The organism is Asticcacaulis sp. AC460 (genome assembly GCF_000495795.1).
Taxonomy (GTDB): domain Bacteria; phylum Pseudomonadota; class Alphaproteobacteria; order Caulobacterales; family Caulobacteraceae; genus Asticcacaulis.
In genome coordinates, this window is the sequence record NZ_AWGD01000039.1 from 53,657 (window position 1) to 69,954 (window position 16,298).

Genomic DNA, 16,298 nt, shown 5'->3' on the forward strand with positions numbered 1-16,298 from the left:
TGCGACGTGGCAGAGGGCTGTCTATAAAACGGGTTGAGGAAGAACGCGGGGAGACCCGCAAAAGGCTTTAAGGACTTGCACATGCCTGACAATCTGAACCCGGCCTTCCTGCCCGAGGACTGGAAAAACGCGACCCTGGTTGGCCGCCTGGATACCCCCGATGGCCCGACCCCGATCCTGATCAAGGGCGGCGAGGTCTTCGACATGAGCGCCGTGGCGCCGACCGTGTCGCAACTGTTCAAAATCTGGCCGGAGACCGGCGTGCCCGAAGGCGGCCTGTCGCTGGGCAAGCTGGACGATTTCACCTTCGGCAAGAGCTGGGCGGGTGAGCGTACCGGCAACCAGCTTCTGTCGCCGATCGACCTGCAGGTCGTGAAAGCAGCCGGCGTGACATTCGCCGTTTCGGCCGTCGAACGCGTTATCGAAGAACGCGCCCGCGGCGATTCCGACAAGGCCCAGGGCATCCGCGACGCCCTGGCTGAACGGGTTGGCTCTGATATCCGCTCCGTCAAGCCGGGCTCTGAAGAATCCGCCAAGCTGAAAGCGGCGCTCATTACGGATGGCCTGTGGTCGCAATATCTCGAGGTCGCCATCGGCCCGGACGCCGAGGTCTTCACCAAGTCGCCCGTCCTGTCGTCGGTCGGCTGGGGTGATGAGGTGGGGGTGCGCTCCGACTCGACCTGGAACAATCCGGAACCCGAAGTCGTCATGGTGGTCACGCCGGAAGGCCGCGCCATCGGTGCGACCCTGGGCAACGACGTCAACCTGCGCTGCTTCGAAGGCCGCTCGGCCCTGCTGCTGGGCAAGGCCAAGGACAACAATGCTTCCTGCGCTTTGGGCCCGTTCGTCCGTGTGTTTGACGAAGGTTTTACCATTGACGACGTCCGTTCGGCCGTGCTGGACCTGAAGATCGATGGTCCCGAAGGTTATGAGCTGGTTGGCCGTTCGACCATGAGTGAGATCAGCCGTGATCCGCTGGAACTGATCCGCCAGGCGATGAGCGAGCACCACTATCCCGACGGCTTCGTTCTGATGCTGGGCACGCTTTTTGCACCGACCCAGGATCGTGATGTCCCCGGCCGTGGTTTCACCCATAAGGTCGGCGACGTGGTCAAGGTGTCCTCGCCCAAGCTGGGTTGCCTGGAAAACCGCGTTACCTTTTCGAAGGACGCGCGCCACTGGACCTTCGGTATCGCCGATCTGATGCAGAACCTGGCCGACCGCGGCCTGCTGAAACCCCGCAACACCGCCCGCCCTAAAGCGCTGGCGTCGTAACTCGTACAGAAAGAACCAGTGACCATGTCCTCAGCCATCTATCCCAGTCTCAAGGGCCGCACGGTGTTGATCACCGGCGGGGGCTCCGGTATCGGCGCGGGCCTGGTCACCGGCTTCGTCCGTCAGGGCGCCGTCGTCCACTTCATCGACCTGGCCGATACGGTCTCGGCGACGCTGGAGCCGGGCGCAGCAACCTTCCACAAGTGCGATCTGACCGATATCGCGGCGGTCGAGAAAGTGATCGCCGGCATCGGCCCGGTCGACATCCTGCTCAACAACGCCGCCAATGACGACCGTCACCGCCTGGAAGACGTCACCGAGGCCTATTTCGACAACCGTATCGCGGTCAACCTGAAGCATCTGCTGTTCTGCGCCAAGGCCGTGGTGCCGGGCATGAAGGCCAAGGGCGGCGGCGCGATCATCAACTTCGGTTCGATCTCGTGGCACCTGGGTCTGCCCGATCTGGTCCTGTACGAAACCGCCAAGGCCGGTATCGAGGGCATGACCCGCGCCCTGGCGCGTGAACTGGGCCCGGACAATATCCGCGTCACCACCATTCTTCCCGGCAATGTGAAGACGCCGCGCCAGATGAAGTGGTACACGCCGGAAGGCGAGCAGCAGATCGTCGACGCCCAGTGCCTGAAGGGTCGTATCGAGCCGGCGCACGTCGCGTCTCTGGCCCTTTTCCTGGCTTCGGATGATGCGTCTCTGTGCACCGGCCATGGCTACTGGATCGACGCCGGCTGGCGGTAAGCCTCAGTTTGCGTGGAGGGGTATCTTTCTTTCGGAGGTTCCGGTGACCGAACTCTTCCAGCCTATCTGTGTCTGGGACCGCAAGTGCACCCTGGGTGAAGGCCCGGTGTGGAGCGCGAAGGATCACGCCCTGTGGTTCGTCGATATCAAACGCTCCGAAGTCCTGCGCTATGACGTCAATATCGGTTCGCACCAGGTCTTCCATGCGCCGTCGCCGTGCGGCTTCCTGGCGCCGAAAACGTCTGGCGGGTTTATTGTTGGCTGCAAGACCGGCCTCTACGATCTCGATCCAAAAACGGGGCATTTCGAATTCCGCCTGCAGGTCGAGCCTGGGCTGCCGACCAACCGCCTCAATGATGGATTTGTCGATCACCACGGTAGGCTGTGGTTCGGCTCGATGGACGACGACGAGGTCAATCCGTCGGGCAAGCTGTACCGTTACGACGCGCGCGGCCTGGTCGTGATGGATCATGACTATGTCATCACCAACGGCCCGGCGGTCAGCCCCGACGGCAAGACCCTCTATCACAACGACACCCTGAAGAAGATCATCTATGCCTTCGACCTTAACGGGGAGGGGCATATTTCCAATAAACGGGAATTTGCACGCCTGGACCAACCGGCGGTGGCCGATGTCGCCAGCCCGGTCTGCTATGGCGGCCAGTTCGAGCGCTCGCCCGAGCATGGCGATGGCTATATGGATGGCCCGATCGTCGATTCCCAAGGCAATGTCTGGGTCGGGCTGTTCTTTGGCTGGGGCGTCAACTGTTATGCTCCTGACGGTCGCCTGATCCGCCGGGTCCGCCTGCCAGTGTCCAATGTGACCAAGATCGCCTTTGGTGGCCCGGATCTCAAAACCGTTTACGCTACGACCGCCGCCAAGGGCCTCAGCGCCGACGACATCAAGCAACAACCGTTAGCCGGCGGTCTGTTCCGCTTCGACGTCGATATTCCCGGCCAACCCCAGAACCTCTTCCAGGATTGAACGCACCATGACCACGAGAAAACCCGCCACCGCTAACGGCCGTTTCCGCTCGCAGGAATGGTTCGAAGCCCCCGGACATATCGACATGGCGGCGCTCTATCTCGAACGCTTCATGAATTATGGAATTACGCCGCAGGAGTTGCGCTCCGGCCGGCCGATCATCGGCTTTGCGCAGTCGGGCAGCGACATCGCGCCGTGCAACCGCATCCACCTGGAGCTGGCCAAGCGCACCCGCGACGGCATCCGCGATGCCGGCGGCATCTGCCTGGAATTCCCGGTCCATCCGATCTTCGAAAACTGCCGCCGTCCGACCGCGGCCATCGACCGTAACCTGTCGATGATGACCCTGATCGAGATACTGCACGGCTATCCGCTGGACGCCGTCGTTCTGACCACGGGATGCGATAAGACCACCCCGGCCGGCATCATGGCCGCCACCGCCGTGGACATCCCGGCCATCGTCCTGTCGGGCGGGCCGATGCTGGACGGCTGGCATGACGGCGACCTGGTCGGCTCCGGCACGGTCATCTGGCGCGCCCGCCGCAAGCTGGGCGCCGGCGAGATCACCGAAGACGAATTCCTCGACATGGCCTGCGCGTCGGCGCCGTCGGCCGGTCACTGCAACACCATGGGCACGGCCTCGACCATGAACGCCGTCGCCGAGACCATGGGCCTGTCGTTGCCCGGCTGTTCTGCCATTCCGGCGCCGTACCGCGAGCGCGGCCAGATGGCCTACGAGACCGGCGTGCGCATCGTCGAAATGGCCTATGAGGACTTGAAGCCGTCGAAGATCCTGACCAAGGCGTCGTTCCTCAACGCGATCGCTGCCGTCGCCGCTATCGGCGGTTCGACCAATGCCCAGCCGCACATCACCGCCATGGCCCGCCATGCCGGGGTCGACATCACCGACGCCGACTGGCGCGCCGCCTATGACATTCCGCTGATCCTCAACATGCAGCCGGCCGGCAAATATCTGGGCGAGCGCTTCCACCGCGCCGGCGGTGTGCCGGCCATCCTGCACGAACTGGCCGTCGCCAACATGATCGACACCACGGCGGCAACCATCACCGGCAAGACCTTGGGCGAAAACCTGACGGGCAAGCAGTCGAAAGACCGCGAGATGATCAAGACGGTCGCCGAACCGATGATGGAACGCGCCGGCTTCCTGGTGCTGAAGGGCAATCTGTTCGACTTCGCCATCATGAAGACCTCGGTGATCTCCAAGGAGTTCCGCGCCCGCTACCTGTCGCGTCCGGGCCATGAGAATATCTTCGAATGCAAGGCGGTCGTGTTCGACGGCTCGACCGACTACCATGACCGCATCAACGATCCGGCGCTGAACATCGACGAGGACACCATCCTGGTCATCCGTGGTTCCGGCACCATCGGCTGGCCAGGCTCGGCTGAGGTCGTCAACATGACCCCGCCCGATGCCCTGCTCAAGAAGGGGATTACCTCGCTGCCGACCCTAGGCGACGGCCGTCAGTCGGGGACCTCGGACTCGCCGTCCATCCTCAATGCCTCGCCGGAAAGTGCTGCCGGTGGCGGTTTGTCGTGGCTGCGGACGGGTGACATGATCCGCATCGACCTCAATACCGGCGCCTGCGATGCTCTGGTCGAGGCCGATGTCATCGTCGAACGCAAGAAAGAGGGCCTGCCGCCGGTGCCCGAGAGCATGACCCCGTGGCAGGAGATCTATCGCAGCACGGTTTCGCAACTGCACACCGGCGGCGTCATGGAGCCCGCCCTTAAGTTTACCCGCATCGCGGAAAAGATGCCGCGACATAACCACTAGGCTTGTTGCACCGCGTCACTGGTAGCGGTAACAAAATTAACGGTAAATGCGCGCCAAAATGGGGGAATTTTGCGCGCAAATCCTTACAAAATATAGCGTTCTGCGTATCCGGCGCTTGCGTAATTTTGCGCAAAAAGTTAAGGTCCGCTTAAGCACCGCCCCAATGATAAGGCCACACAAAAAAGGTGCTTGAATAGGTTAGGGAACGGGCAGCAAGCCCGACTTCAAGGGAGTAGAGGATGTCCTCGACAACAAAGACCGTGAACATGGGTCTGGTCATGGGGCTCGCCATCGGCGCGGCTCTGGGCGGATTGCTGTTCGGCTACGATACCGCCGTCATTTCCGGCGCGGTGGAAGCCATCGACCAAAATTTCGTTCAGCCACGTCACGACCTGTCGGAAATCGCCCGTAACGCGATGACCGGCAATGCCGTCGGCATCGCCCTCTGGGGCTGCTTCCTGGGCTCGCTGATCGCCGGCCCGCTGGCCACCGCGATCGGCCGCCGCACGGGCATGATGATCGCCGCCGTGATCTTTTTCATCTCGTCGATCCTGGCCGGGTATCCGGAATTGGGCCTCGCACCGATCGGCGGCATGGGCGTCGATGCGCTCAATCCGTTCCTGATCTATCGCTTCCTGGGTGGTGTCGCCATCGGCATGGCGTCGCTGATTTCGCCGATGTACATCGCTGAAATCGCACCTGCCAAGCATCGCGGCCTGCTGGTGACCTTCCAGCAGATCGCCATCGTCGGCGGCATGCTGCTGGTCTATTTCGTCAACCTGAAGATCGGCGAAATGGGCGACGACGCCTGGGTGCTGTCGACCGGTTGGCGCTACATGCTGGCTTCGTGCGCGATCCCCGCCGGCCTGTTCTTCCTGGCCGCCTTCTTCATGCCCGACACGCCGCGCTGGTATGTCATGAAGGGCAAGGAAGACAAGGCCAAGGCGCTTTTGACCTCGCTGGACGGCGAAGAAGAAGCCAAGTCGACCCTGGCGGAAATCAAGGACAGCCTGACCCAGCATTCGGGTAAGCTCTTCTCGTTCGGCGCCGGTGTCATCGTCATCGGTGTCCTGCTCTCGGTCTTCCAGCAGTTCGTCGGCATCAACGCCGTGCTGTATTACGCCCCGCTGATGTTCAAGAACATGGGTTCGGGCACCGATACGGCACTGCTGCAAACCGTCATCGTCGGCGCGGCCAACGTGCTGTTCACCCTGGTTGCGACCGCCACGGTCGACCGCTGGGGCCGCAAGCCGCTGCTGATCCTGGGCGCCCTGATGATGGCCGTTTCGATGGCCGCCCTGGGCTACCTGTTCCAGAACCACATCGAAGGTTCGGCGCTTCTGTACGCAGCCATCTTCTACATCGCCGGCTTTGCCCTGTCGTGGGGCCCGGTCGTTTGGGTGCTGCTGTCGGAAATGTTCCCGAACTCGATCAAGGGCCCGGCCATGGCCATCGCCGTCGCCGCCCAGTGGGTTTCGAACTACATCGTCACCGCGTCCTTCAAGGTCGTCGACGGCGATACCGCCATCAATGCCGTCTTCAACCACGGACTGAACTACTACGTCTACGCGGCCTTCTCGGTCCTGGCCGCCGTGTTCGTATGGAAGTTCGTGCCGGAAACCAAGGGCAAGACCCTGGAAGCCATCGAAGGCCTCTGGAAGAAGTCCTAATCAACGCGTAACCGGGCGGCCTGTGACAGGCCGCCCGCGTGTTTCTTAAGCGATAAAAAGAGAATTCTATGCTGCGCTTAAGCTCTAACGAGACCACGCTGGATATCTGCCCCGAGGTTGCGGGCAGTATCTGGCGTTTCGTGCATCAGGGGCGGGACATCATGCGGCCGACGGCCGACGGGACGACCGACGCCCTGATGACGGCCAGTTTTCCGCTGGTGCCGTATTGCAACCGCATCCGTAACGGCGAGTTCGCTTTCGAAGGCAAGAAGGTACGGTTGTCGCCCAATCTTGGCAACGGCCATCCGCATCCGCTGCACGGCCAGGGCTGGCGGCAGGTCTGGCAGGTCATCGAAACCTCGGCGACCCGGGCGGTGCTGTCCTATGTCCACGACGCCGATGAATGGCCTTGGGCCTATGAGGCGGTGTTGGTCTATGAATTGCGGCCGGCCGGTCTGCGGGCCTATCTCAGCGTCAAGAACCTGTCGCGCAACACCATGCCGGCGGGACTGGGTTTCCATCCTTATTTCAACCGCACCCGCCAGACACGGCTGAAGGCGGTGACGACGGGGATCTGGCGCGCCGATGACGACTGTTTGCCGGTGTCGTGGCATGCCGGCGTACTGCGCAAGGACTGGTCGCAGGGGGACCTGGTCGATCACGAAGTGGCGATCGATCACTGCTATACCGGTTTTGGGGGACGGGCCGAGATTTTCGAAGGCGAGCGGTCGGTGTTGACCTTACGGGCATCGCCGGACTGCAAGTGGATGCATGTCTTCGCGCCGCTGGATCATCTGGACTTCTTCTGCGTCGAGCCGGTCAACCATATGCCGGATCCGTTCAATCAACCGAACTCGGGGTTGAAGTGCCTGAAGGCGGGGGAGACCTCGATGGTGTGGATGGACATCGCCGTAAATTAATGGGGTTTGGGGCCCGCGGCCCCAAGTCTTCCCCTTCCTTACTTTAACTTCGCCCTCAAAGGGGCGAAGTTAAAGTAAGGAAAAAGAAAGATTTATGGGGCCGCAGGCCCCAAACCCCATTTGTTTACAGCGTGTAGACCTTCCCTGCGTGGAGCGTAACGTCGCCCGATAGGGACAGAGTCTGGCCAGCCGGCGGAACAATGCGCAGGCTGACCGTCTGTTCGGGTTTCAGCACAAGCGCCGTCACCTGGTGATCCGCCCAGCTCATATCGACCGTCAGGCCACCACGGGCGCGGACGCCCTTGATGTGGCCGCGCCCCCAGGCCGTCGGCAGGGCCGGCAGCAGGCGCAGTTCCCCGTCATGGCTTTGCAGCAGCATTTCGGCGATCGCCGCCGTCGCGCCCAGATTGCCGTCGATCTGGAAGATCGGATTGTCCGACGGCGAATAGACGTCCAGCAGGTTGGAGCTGGTAGACTCACTTAGCAGCTTTTGCAGCATCCCGAAGGCGTCGTCGCCCTGGGCCAGCCGGGCATAGAACATTGCCAGCCAGGCGCAGCTCCAGCCGGTATGGCCGCCGCCGTGTTTCAGGCGTTCCGAAATCGTCTTGCGCGCGGCGTCGGCGAAGTCAGGCGTGCGGCGGACATCGATGTCCAGTCCCGGATAGAGGGCGAACAACTGCGACATGTGGCGATGGCCGGGTTCATGCTCGACCAGGGCTTCGCTCCATTCCATGACGCGGCCATCGGCGCCAATCCGCAGCGGCGCCAGCCGCCCCAGCGCGGCCTGACAGGCCTGGGCCAGATCCGCCTCGACACCGCACAGCCGGGCGGCTTCGGCGGTGCAGAACAGCACCGTCCGCGCCATGGATTGCGCCATGGCGCAACCCATATCGACATAGCCCGGCGTGCCGTCGCTCTGGACGTAACTGTTTTCCGGCGAACTGGCCGGACCGGACACCAACTGACCGGTGCGGAGATCTTCGACCAGATAGGACAGGGTAAAGCGGGCGCAGGCCTTGAAGAAGGGCAGGGCGCGCTCACGCAGGAAGACCTTGTCGCGGCTGTATTGATAGTGCTCCCAGTAGTGCAGGCACAGCCAGGCCAGGCCGTCGGGCCACAGGCCGTACTGGATGTGGCCGTCCAGCGCCGTATGACCCCACGGATTGGTGGTATAGTGGGCAACGGCGCCTTCGCAGCCATAGGCGATCCGTGCCGTGGCCTCGCCGGACGGCAAAAGACGTTCGGCATAGTCGAATAGGTTGGCGTGCAAGGCACCCAGGCCACAGACCTCTGCCGGCCAGAAGTTCATATTGATGTTGATATTGATATGGTAGTCCGCGCTCCACGGCGGCGTGAAACCGTCCGCCCACAGGCCCTGAAGGTTGGGTGGAAGCGAGCCGGAACGGCACGAACCGATCAACAGATAGCGGCCAAAGTTGAAGTAGCTTTCGACCAGGGCGGCCGAAACCGGCGCGTCCTTCGCCGCGGCGACCTGATCGGGCGTCAGGGCCGGCGCAGCCCCGTCCCCCAACGACAGGTCGACCGCATCGAACAGCGCCGCATGGTCCGCGGCCTGACGTTTGACGAGGTTGTTCCATGACGTGCCGCGGACCTTGGTCTGAGCCTCCCTCGCGGCCGGAAGCGGATCGCCACCGAACAGGTCTGTCGCCGCCGTCAGTTTCAGCACAACCGCCCGGGCGCCGGCAATCCGCACGCCGTCGGTGATGGTCTCTGCCCGGCCGCCTTCGGTTTCCCAACCGAGCACCGAGGCAAACCGAGTGCCGTAGGGCATGGGCAGACCGGTCAGGAGGATCTGGTCCGCTTCAGCCGACGTGACCGCGTCCTGGCTGCGCGTCAGGCGTGCCGTGAGGTGAAGGCCTTCCGGCGCGGTGGTTTCGAGACGTACCAGCAGGACCTGATCCGGGAAGGACGCCAGAACGGTGCGCTTGTAGACCGCCTTGCCGATGCGGTAGCTGACGCGCGCCTGGCCCTTGGCCATGTCCAGTTCGCGCCGGTAGTCTTCAACGGCGTCGCCATGATCGAACTTCAGGTCGAGATCGCCCAGCATCTGATAGGAGCCGAAGTCCTCGCCCTTCATCGGCTGCATCATCTGCGCCTGCGCGAGTTTGTTGGCGGCGATGCGATCGCCGCTGAACAGGAGGCGGCGGACTTCCGGCAGAGCGTCGCGGGTGGTCGTCGGATTGTCTTCGACGGTCCGGCCCGACCACAGTTCGATATTGTTCAGTTGCAGGCGCTCTTCGCGCACGCCGCCGAAAACCATGGCGCCGAGCCGTCCATTGCCGATCGGTAAAGCTTCGATCCAGCGATGGGCGGGCGTGGCGAAGCGAAGGGTTTTCGCCCCGCCAAGATCGGATGCCGCCTGGCTCAGCGACGGCAGGAGGTAGAGGGCCGGAGCGGCCGCGAGTATGTTCCGGCGTGTCGGTTGTGACATCTTTTGCCCCTGTGCGGTTCTGCGATAAAGGGTGCATTAGGCGGGAAAGGGAGCCCCCTGTCTATAGTAAACATGTTTCATATATGATTGTAATAATTGCATATTTTCCAAATTTGAGAGGTGTGGTGACGGGCGTGGGCGGGGCGCTAATGCGCCGCCGCCTCGATCACCTCTACGACCGCTTCAGGCTGTGAAATCAAGCCGGCATGGCTGGCCTTGACCTCGACCGTGGTGGCCTTCATCCGGCCGGCAAACAGATGTTGTACCTGCGCCGGGATCGTCCGGTCCTCGGTCATTACCGCGTAGAAGGTGGGCTTGACCTTCCAGGCGGCGACCACCGATGCCGTACCAAAGCTGGCGGAGTTGACCGGCCTTTGGCGCGCGGCCAGCGCCTGGGCTTCGTCCACCGGCAGGTCGCCGGCAAACACCGCCGGGAACGCAGCCGGGTCGATCGTCAGATAGCCCCGGTTGTCCGGACGTATCGCCTTGACGCCATCGCTGGGCGGGCCGCCCTGTGACAGGGATGCGATCGACTCGCCTTGATCCGGCGCGAAAGCTGCGACATAGACCAGCCACTTAACCTTGGGACTGTCACCGGCTTCGCCGATGACCGCGCCGCCCCAGGAATGGCCGACCAGCACCACAGGACCGTCCTGGGCGTCGATGGCGGCCCGCGTAGCTGCGACATCGTCGGCCAGCGAGGTCAGCGGAATTTCCACCGCCGTAACGGCATAACCTTTGGCAACCAGGCCGGCCTTGACCTTGTCCCAACTGCTGGCGTCGGCAAAGGCGCCGTGCACCAGGACGACATGGTCTTTCGCCGCAGCCGGCGTGATGGCCAATACTGAAGCCCCGGCGACCAGGGCAGTTAAAAGCAACGATTTCATAACGTGTTTTCCTTTCCTTACTGAGCCAGATAGCCGCCATCGATCACCAGTTCGGTGCCGGTGACGAAGCTTGATTCATCGGACGCCAGGTACAGGGCGCCATACGCGATCTCCATCGGCGTCCCGCCGCGCTTCATCGGTGTCGAGGCGATGACCACCGTATTGAGGTCCGGCGCCTGGGCGTCGGTCAACGGCGTGTGGATAAAGCCCGGATGGAGCGAATTGACGCGGATGCCGGCACCGACATAGGTCAGGGCCGCATTCTTCGACATGTTACGCACGGCGCCCTTGGCGGCTTGGTACGAATGGGCGCCGGCAACCCCTGCATTGCCCCAGATCGACGAAATGTTGATGATCGATCCCGGATTACGGCCGCGCATCGCACGGGCCGCTTCACACATGCCGAGGAAGACGCCGGTCTGGTCGACGGCAATCATCCTGTCCCAGGCCTTCACTTCCAGTTCGTGCAGCGGCTCATAGGCAATGATGCCGGCATTGTTGACCAGCACATCGAGGCGGCTGTGCTTGGCGATGATGCCCGAGACTATCTGCGCCCAGGCGTCCTCGCTTGTCACATCCAGTTCCGCGGCCTCGATGCCGGCAGGGTAGCCTTGGGCGGGAGTGGTGATATCGCTGGCGATGACGGTAGAGCCTTCGCGGGCGAACAGTTCGGCGACGGCATAGCCGATGCCGCTGGCGGCGCCGATGACCAGCGCGATCTTTCCTTGCAGTCTCATGTGGCAGGTCCTTCTGTCGGTCCAGAGCCCGTTGCTCTGGGATGACCGGAAGATGCGCCTCAGCCGGTTATTTCTAAAATTTATTTGTTATATTTCAGATATTCATATGACATTATAACTGGATGCGTTACGACCTGAACCTGCTGCCGGTGTTTGTCGCCCTGATGGAGGAGCGCAATGTCAGCCGCGCCGCCGAACGGCTGGGCATTACCCAGCCGGCGCTGTCGAATGCGCTCAACCGCCTGCGCGAGACGATGCGCGATCCGCTGTTCATCCGCGAACGCTACGGCATGAAGCCGACCCAGATGGCCGAGGCCCTGGCGCCGGTGATCCAGTCGGCCCTGGCGGGCATAGACGATGCCGTTCGCGGTCAGCAGGATTTCGATCCGGCGCAATCGACGCGGATGTTCACCATCGCGTCGAACTCCTATGTCGAATATGTGCTGATGCCGACCATCGTGGCGCGGCTGCGCGAGCGCGCCCCGGACGTGCGGTTGCGGTTGATCCCCTTCGCCAACGATCCGACCGAAGCGGGCGCCATGTCGGGTGATACCGACCTGGTCCTGGGCCGTATCGTCGATGCGCCGGATAATCTGGTGGTCCAGCATCTGATGGACGACGGCCTGGCCTGCATGGTTCGCACCGACCATCCCGATGTTCACGACACTCTGTCACGTGCTGAGTATGAGGCGTTGAAGCACGTCAATGTCCTGCCGCCGGGTGGGCGTCTGCGCGCCGGCCTATTCGTGGCGCTGGAGCAGAAGGAGATCAAGCGCGAGGTCGCCGTGTCGGTGACGCATTTCCTGGCTGTGCCGGAGATGATCGCAGCGACCGACTACTGCACGACCTTGCCGGCGCGGATCAGCCACCATTTGGCGCGCGATCCGCGGCTAAAGGTGGTGCCGGCGCCGGTCGATTTCGGCACCTTTCCGGTGCAGTTGGCCTGGCATGTCCGCTACCGCCACGACCCAGCACACCGTTGGTTACGGGCGCTGATCGCCGAAATGACGAAAGACGTCGTGGAAGCGACGTCCTGAGATCGCGGCTCTAATCCGCCTCGGCCAGTTGGCGGCATATGGCGGCGGTATGGTCATTGGCCGGATAGGTGCAGTCGATGCGCAGTTCATCCAGCGAAGGCGTCAGCGGTGCGGCGAAGGTGGTGATCGTCTCGAAGAAGCTGAGCGTGCCCATGGGCGAGAGGAAGTCGATGGTCAGGACCGGGTGGACGTCGCTGCCGATCATCGGTCGGCGCCATTCTGCCGGAACCCCGGGATAGGCCAGGATTTCCTCGAACAGGTCGCGGGCGGTCTGGTTGCCGGCCGTGGCGGTCATTTCGTCGCGCAGGCGGCGCAGAAACCAGGCCGCCACGTCCGGCCAGTTGGCGATCACCGGACGCAGATCCTCGGGATCGAAGACCTGGCGCAGCAGATTGTCGTGTTTGGGCGGCTTTCCGCCCGATATCAGCCCGCCGATGCGCACCGCCGACGGGTTCATGTCCAGGATGTCGAAATTACGGTTGAGGACGAAGGCCGGATACGGGTTCTGATGCTCCAGGATGAGGGCCACGGCGTCGCGCATGCGTTCGAGAGCCGGGGAGGCGAGATCGCTTTCCGGGTGCTGTGGCGCGAACCCGGCAGCCAGCAAAAGGGCGTTGCGCTCACGCAGCGATACTCGCAGCGAATCGGCCAGCCGTCCGACCGCCTCACGCGAGGCCTTGGCCCTGCCGACCTCGATAAAGCCGAGATGGCGGGCGGAGATGCCGCAGTCGAGCGCCAGGTCGAGCTGGCTCATGCGCCGGGCAGCGCGCCAGTCACGCAGCAGAAGACCTATGGGAGGGTAGGTGATGGTCATGGCGCTGGCTTAGCACACTGACGACCTGTCAGGTAGTTGAGACACCGACCCACGTGTGAGACCGGTTATCCGTATCAGAAGGAGACCGGAATGAAGCCTGTTCTTGGGTTGCTGGCCATAGCGATGTTGATGCCCGTGGCGGCCGTGGCGCAGACGCCAGACCCGCAGCATCGGATGCTGACTGGGCTGGCCGGAGCATGGGACGTGAAACAGTCGCTGTGGCTGGCCCCGGCGAAGGACCCGAAGATCGACTCCGGTACGGCCGATTTCGCCATGGTGCTCAATGGACGGCATCTGCGCCAGACCCTGCGCATCGCGGACGGTACCGGTTTCGAAGGCCTGGGCTATATCGGTTTCGACGGCGGGGCGTTCTTCACGACCTGGATGGACGTCAACTTCCCGGGCATGGTGCTTGCCAGGGGGGATTGCGACCTGAACACCCCAGCCTGCACCTTTAGCGGCGAGATGGCGATGCCAGGCGGTCCGGCCATGCCGGTGCGAGAGACGCTGACCATCACCGACCCGGCGCATATGCGCTACGAATTTTACGAAACGCGCGGTGGCGTTGAGGCTCTGGCGGTTCGCCTCGATTATTCGCGCACAAAATAAATGGATATTTGCGTGCGGGGCATGGTCATGTTATATGACTGGTTATATAAAATGACCATGTCCAGGCGGCGTCCATGTTTCACTCTAGAACGATCAGTGCGACGGAATTCAAGGCCAAGTGCCTCGATATCCTTGACCGGCTTGCTACGTCCGAACTGGATGAAGTGATCATTACCAAGCGTGGCAAGACGGTTGCCGTTCTGACGCCGCCGAAGACGGAGGCCGAAGCCGTGAAGTCATTGCATGGCTTCATGCGCGGTTCCGTGGTTATCCCCGATGGGGTGGATTTGACCGCACCCGTTAGCGACGACTTCGACGCTGGCAACGGGTTATTGCACGGATGACTATGTCGGATGCCATCCTCCTGGATACTTGTGCGGTGATATGGCTTGCCAACGGCGAACTCTCTCCTCAAACCGTGGAAGTCGTGGTGCACGCCGCCGGGACGGGGGGCGTCTTCGTATCGCCGATTTCGGCATGGGAGGTCGGGCTGTTGAGCCGGCCCAAACCGAACCGAACTGCGTCTCTGACTTTCCTGCCGGACCCCAAGACCTGGTTTGCCAGGTTCATGACCGGACCCGGAATCAAGGAAGCGCCCTTCAGCCACGATATCGCGATCGAAGCCTCGTGGCTGCCCGGCGAGATTCATGGCGATCCTGGCGATCGGCTTATTATTGCCACGGCCAGGACCCTGCAGATTCCGGTCTTAACGCGCGACGCGAAAATACTGGATTATGCGAAGGGGGGGCACGTTATGGCGATCGCCTGCTAGACCTTAGGCAGATGATCTGCCGCCTCGATCGAAATGTCGCGAAGAGAGAGGCGTCGTTGTAGTAAAGAATCTGGCTATTGGGACAGGACTGGAGCCATAGGATGGCAAAGAGCGATAAGCCTAATCTTCGGATTATGAGCGCCATCAACGTTGGCGAAGTCGAGAGCCTGAAGGTCTTGTTCGAAAATTTCCCCGACCATTTGAGGCCCAAACGTCTCAAGTACGGGCACTGGTTGAACTACGCCTGCGCATACGGCTCCGCCGACATCGTGAGGTATCTAATCTCCGTCGGGTTCGACGTAAATGCCAAGGGTCGCATGGGAGAGAATCCGCTGGCAATCGCGTGTATGCGAAGTCAGAAAGAGATTGTCCTGGTGTTGAAATCCGAGGGGGCAGGCTTCAATACGAACCGTCTTATCGAGAACCCCTTATTTCTGGCGATCGGCGGCGACAGCCCGGACTATGTGCAAACCCTTTTGGAAGCCGGCATCGACACTTCGACAAGATATGTTGTCGGATTGGAAGATAACCCTTCGGTAGATGCTGTGGCATGGGCGATGATGAAGGGCGATCGCCCAACAGCCTTCACAATTGCTCTCTGGAATTCAAATGGTGACCAAGCTGCCGCAGAAGCTGCTATCGTTGAAGGCCAACGCCTCGCACAACAGATAAGAGGGCGAGAGGAAGCATTCGCAGCGGCGGAGAGACAAGCCTATCTCGAAAGGCCCGATCCACTTCGCTTGCATTGAGGCACAGTGTGGACGCGTCCGAAGGGTCAGTTCACCCAGCCGCCGTCGATCACGTGGATCTGGCCGGTGGTGAAGCTCGATTCGTCGGAAGCCAGGTACAGGGCCAGGTTGGCCAGTTCCTCGACCCGGCCGAAGCGGCCCATGGCCTGGCGGGCGGTGAATTCGCTGTAGGCCTTGTCGAAGTCCCCCGTGTCGCGCAGGCGCTGCAGCAGGGAGGGGGTCTCGACCGTGCCGGGGCAGATGGCATTGCAGCGGATGCCTTTGGTCACGAAGTCCGCCGCGACGGCCTTCGTCAGGCCGATAACCGCCGCCTTGGTAGCGCCGTAGGCAAAGCGGTTGGGGATGCCTTTTACGGAAGAGGCGATCGACGACATGTTGATGATCGATCCTCCACCGAGAGCCAGCATACCCGGCAGGAAGGCGCGGACGGTGCGGTACTGCGCTGTCACGTTCAGGTCGAGTGAGAACTGCCAGGCATCTTCGTCGCAATCCAGAATCGTTCCGGCATGGACATAGCCGGCGCAATTGTAGAGGACGTTAACTTCCGGAAATTCGGAAGCGAGTGCCTTGACCGCTTCGGCATTGGTGACGTCCAGCACGCGCGGGATGGCGCCTTCGATCGTGCCGATGAGGTCTGCCTTGATGTCGGTGGCGATGACGGTCGCGCCGTGCGCAATGAACAGTTCGGCGGTGGCGCGGCCAATGCCCTGGCCGGCGGCGGTGATCAGGGCGGTTTTCCCGGCAAGACGTGGCATAGGTGGTCTCTTCTTTAGCCGCTGCGCGGCGTCAACGATGGAAAGGGTTGTCCACAGATAAGCCAGATAAGCCAGATTTCAGGTTTTT

General features: G+C 62.1%; 16 protein-coding genes. 11 read left to right on the forward strand and 5 right to left on the reverse strand.

Going from position 1 to position 16,298, the window contains the following annotated elements:
* Positions 1-81 precede the first annotated feature (81 nt).
* The 6 genes from ABAC460_RS45365 to ABAC460_RS45390 all read left to right on the forward strand — a co-directional run bounded on the left by ABAC460_RS45365 (position 82) and on the right by ABAC460_RS45390 (position 7,398).
* Positions 82-1,275 carry a fumarylacetoacetate hydrolase family protein gene (locus ABAC460_RS45365; protein ID WP_023455518.1) on the forward strand — a complete coding sequence of 398 codons (1,194 nt, stop codon included), beginning with the start codon at positions 82-84 and terminating at the stop codon, positions 1,273-1,275.
* 24 nt (positions 1,276-1,299) lie between these two features.
* Complete coding sequence (locus ABAC460_RS45370) at positions 1,300-2,028, forward strand: SDR family NAD(P)-dependent oxidoreductase (RefSeq protein ID WP_023455519.1); 729 nt, start codon at positions 1,300-1,302, stop codon at positions 2,026-2,028.
* 43 nt (positions 2,029-2,071) lie between these two features.
* Entirely contained in the window at positions 2,072-3,013 is a 942-nt protein-coding gene (locus ABAC460_RS45375; protein ID WP_023455520.1) for an SMP-30/gluconolactonase/LRE family protein, read from the forward strand.
* A gap of 7 nt (positions 3,014-3,020) precedes the next feature.
* Positions 3,021-4,808 (forward strand): IlvD/Edd family dehydratase, encoded by a 1,788-nt coding sequence (locus tag ABAC460_RS45380; protein WP_023455521.1) that lies wholly within the window; start codon positions 3,021-3,023, stop codon positions 4,806-4,808.
* 239 nt (positions 4,809-5,047) lie between these two features.
* Positions 5,048-6,478 carry a sugar porter family MFS transporter gene (locus ABAC460_RS45385; protein ID WP_023455522.1) on the forward strand — a complete coding sequence of 477 codons (1,431 nt, stop codon included), beginning with the start codon at positions 5,048-5,050 and terminating at the stop codon, positions 6,476-6,478.
* A 68-nt stretch (positions 6,479-6,546) separates the two neighbouring features.
* Entirely contained in the window at positions 6,547-7,398 is an 852-nt protein-coding gene (locus ABAC460_RS45390) for an aldose 1-epimerase (protein WP_023455523.1), read from the forward strand.
* Between the two features lie 124 nt (positions 7,399-7,522).
* On the opposite strand, the gene ABAC460_RS45395 is transcribed toward ABAC460_RS45390, so the two are convergent.
* The 3 genes from ABAC460_RS45395 to ABAC460_RS45405 all read right to left on the reverse strand — a co-directional run bounded on the left by ABAC460_RS45395 (position 7,523) and on the right by ABAC460_RS45405 (position 11,474).
* The gene (locus ABAC460_RS45395) at positions 7,523-9,850 is read right to left on the reverse strand and encodes a glycoside hydrolase family 95 protein (protein ID WP_023455524.1); all 2,328 of its coding nucleotides are present in this window, start codon (positions 9,848-9,850) and stop codon (positions 7,523-7,525) included.
* A 146-nt stretch (positions 9,851-9,996) separates the two neighbouring features.
* Positions 9,997-10,737 (reverse strand): alpha/beta fold hydrolase, encoded by a 741-nt coding sequence (locus tag ABAC460_RS45400; protein ID WP_023455525.1) that lies wholly within the window; start codon positions 10,735-10,737, stop codon positions 9,997-9,999.
* Positions 10,738-10,754: 17 nt separating this feature from the next.
* Entirely contained in the window at positions 10,755-11,474 is a 720-nt protein-coding gene (locus ABAC460_RS45405) for an SDR family NAD(P)-dependent oxidoreductase (RefSeq protein WP_023455526.1), read from the reverse strand.
* A 122-nt stretch (positions 11,475-11,596) separates the two neighbouring features.
* Here ABAC460_RS45405 and ABAC460_RS45410 point away from each other — a divergent pair, with 122 nt between their 5' ends.
* Positions 11,597-12,511 (forward strand): LysR family transcriptional regulator, encoded by a 915-nt coding sequence (locus tag ABAC460_RS45410; RefSeq protein WP_023455527.1) that lies wholly within the window; start codon positions 11,597-11,599, stop codon positions 12,509-12,511.
* A gap of 10 nt (positions 12,512-12,521) precedes the next feature.
* Here ABAC460_RS45410 and ABAC460_RS45415 read toward each other — a convergent pair whose 3' ends face one another.
* Positions 12,522-13,325: a helix-turn-helix domain-containing protein gene (locus tag ABAC460_RS45415; RefSeq protein ID WP_023455528.1), complete on the reverse strand. Its 804-nt coding sequence runs from the start codon at positions 13,323-13,325 to the stop codon at positions 12,522-12,524.
* Positions 13,326-13,415: 90 nt separating this feature from the next.
* On the opposite strand from ABAC460_RS45415, the gene ABAC460_RS45420 reads away from it, so the two are divergent.
* From ABAC460_RS45420 to ABAC460_RS45435, 4 genes are all read left to right on the forward strand, one after another.
* A complete protein-coding gene (locus ABAC460_RS45420; protein WP_023455529.1) occupies positions 13,416-13,934 on the forward strand; it encodes a DUF1579 family protein in 519 nt (172 codons plus the stop codon).
* 74 nt (positions 13,935-14,008) lie between these two features.
* Positions 14,009-14,278, forward strand: a complete 270-nt coding sequence (locus ABAC460_RS45425) for a type II toxin-antitoxin system Phd/YefM family antitoxin (RefSeq protein WP_023455530.1) — start codon at positions 14,009-14,011, stop codon at positions 14,276-14,278.
* A 2-nt stretch (positions 14,279-14,280) separates the two neighbouring features.
* Positions 14,281-14,706: a type II toxin-antitoxin system VapC family toxin gene (locus ABAC460_RS45430; protein WP_031237457.1), complete on the forward strand. Its 426-nt coding sequence runs from the start codon at positions 14,281-14,283 to the stop codon at positions 14,704-14,706.
* A gap of 101 nt (positions 14,707-14,807) precedes the next feature.
* Positions 14,808-15,455 carry an ankyrin repeat domain-containing protein gene (locus tag ABAC460_RS45435; RefSeq protein WP_023455532.1) on the forward strand — a complete coding sequence of 216 codons (648 nt, stop codon included), beginning with the start codon at positions 14,808-14,810 and terminating at the stop codon, positions 15,453-15,455.
* Between the two features lie 26 nt (positions 15,456-15,481).
* Here the strand turns inward: ABAC460_RS45435 and ABAC460_RS45440 are convergent, their stop codons facing one another.
* Positions 15,482-16,210, reverse strand: coding sequence for an SDR family oxidoreductase (locus tag ABAC460_RS45440; RefSeq protein ID WP_023455533.1), 729 nt, complete (start codon positions 16,208-16,210; stop codon positions 15,482-15,484).
* Between the last annotated feature and the right edge of the window lie 88 nt (positions 16,211-16,298).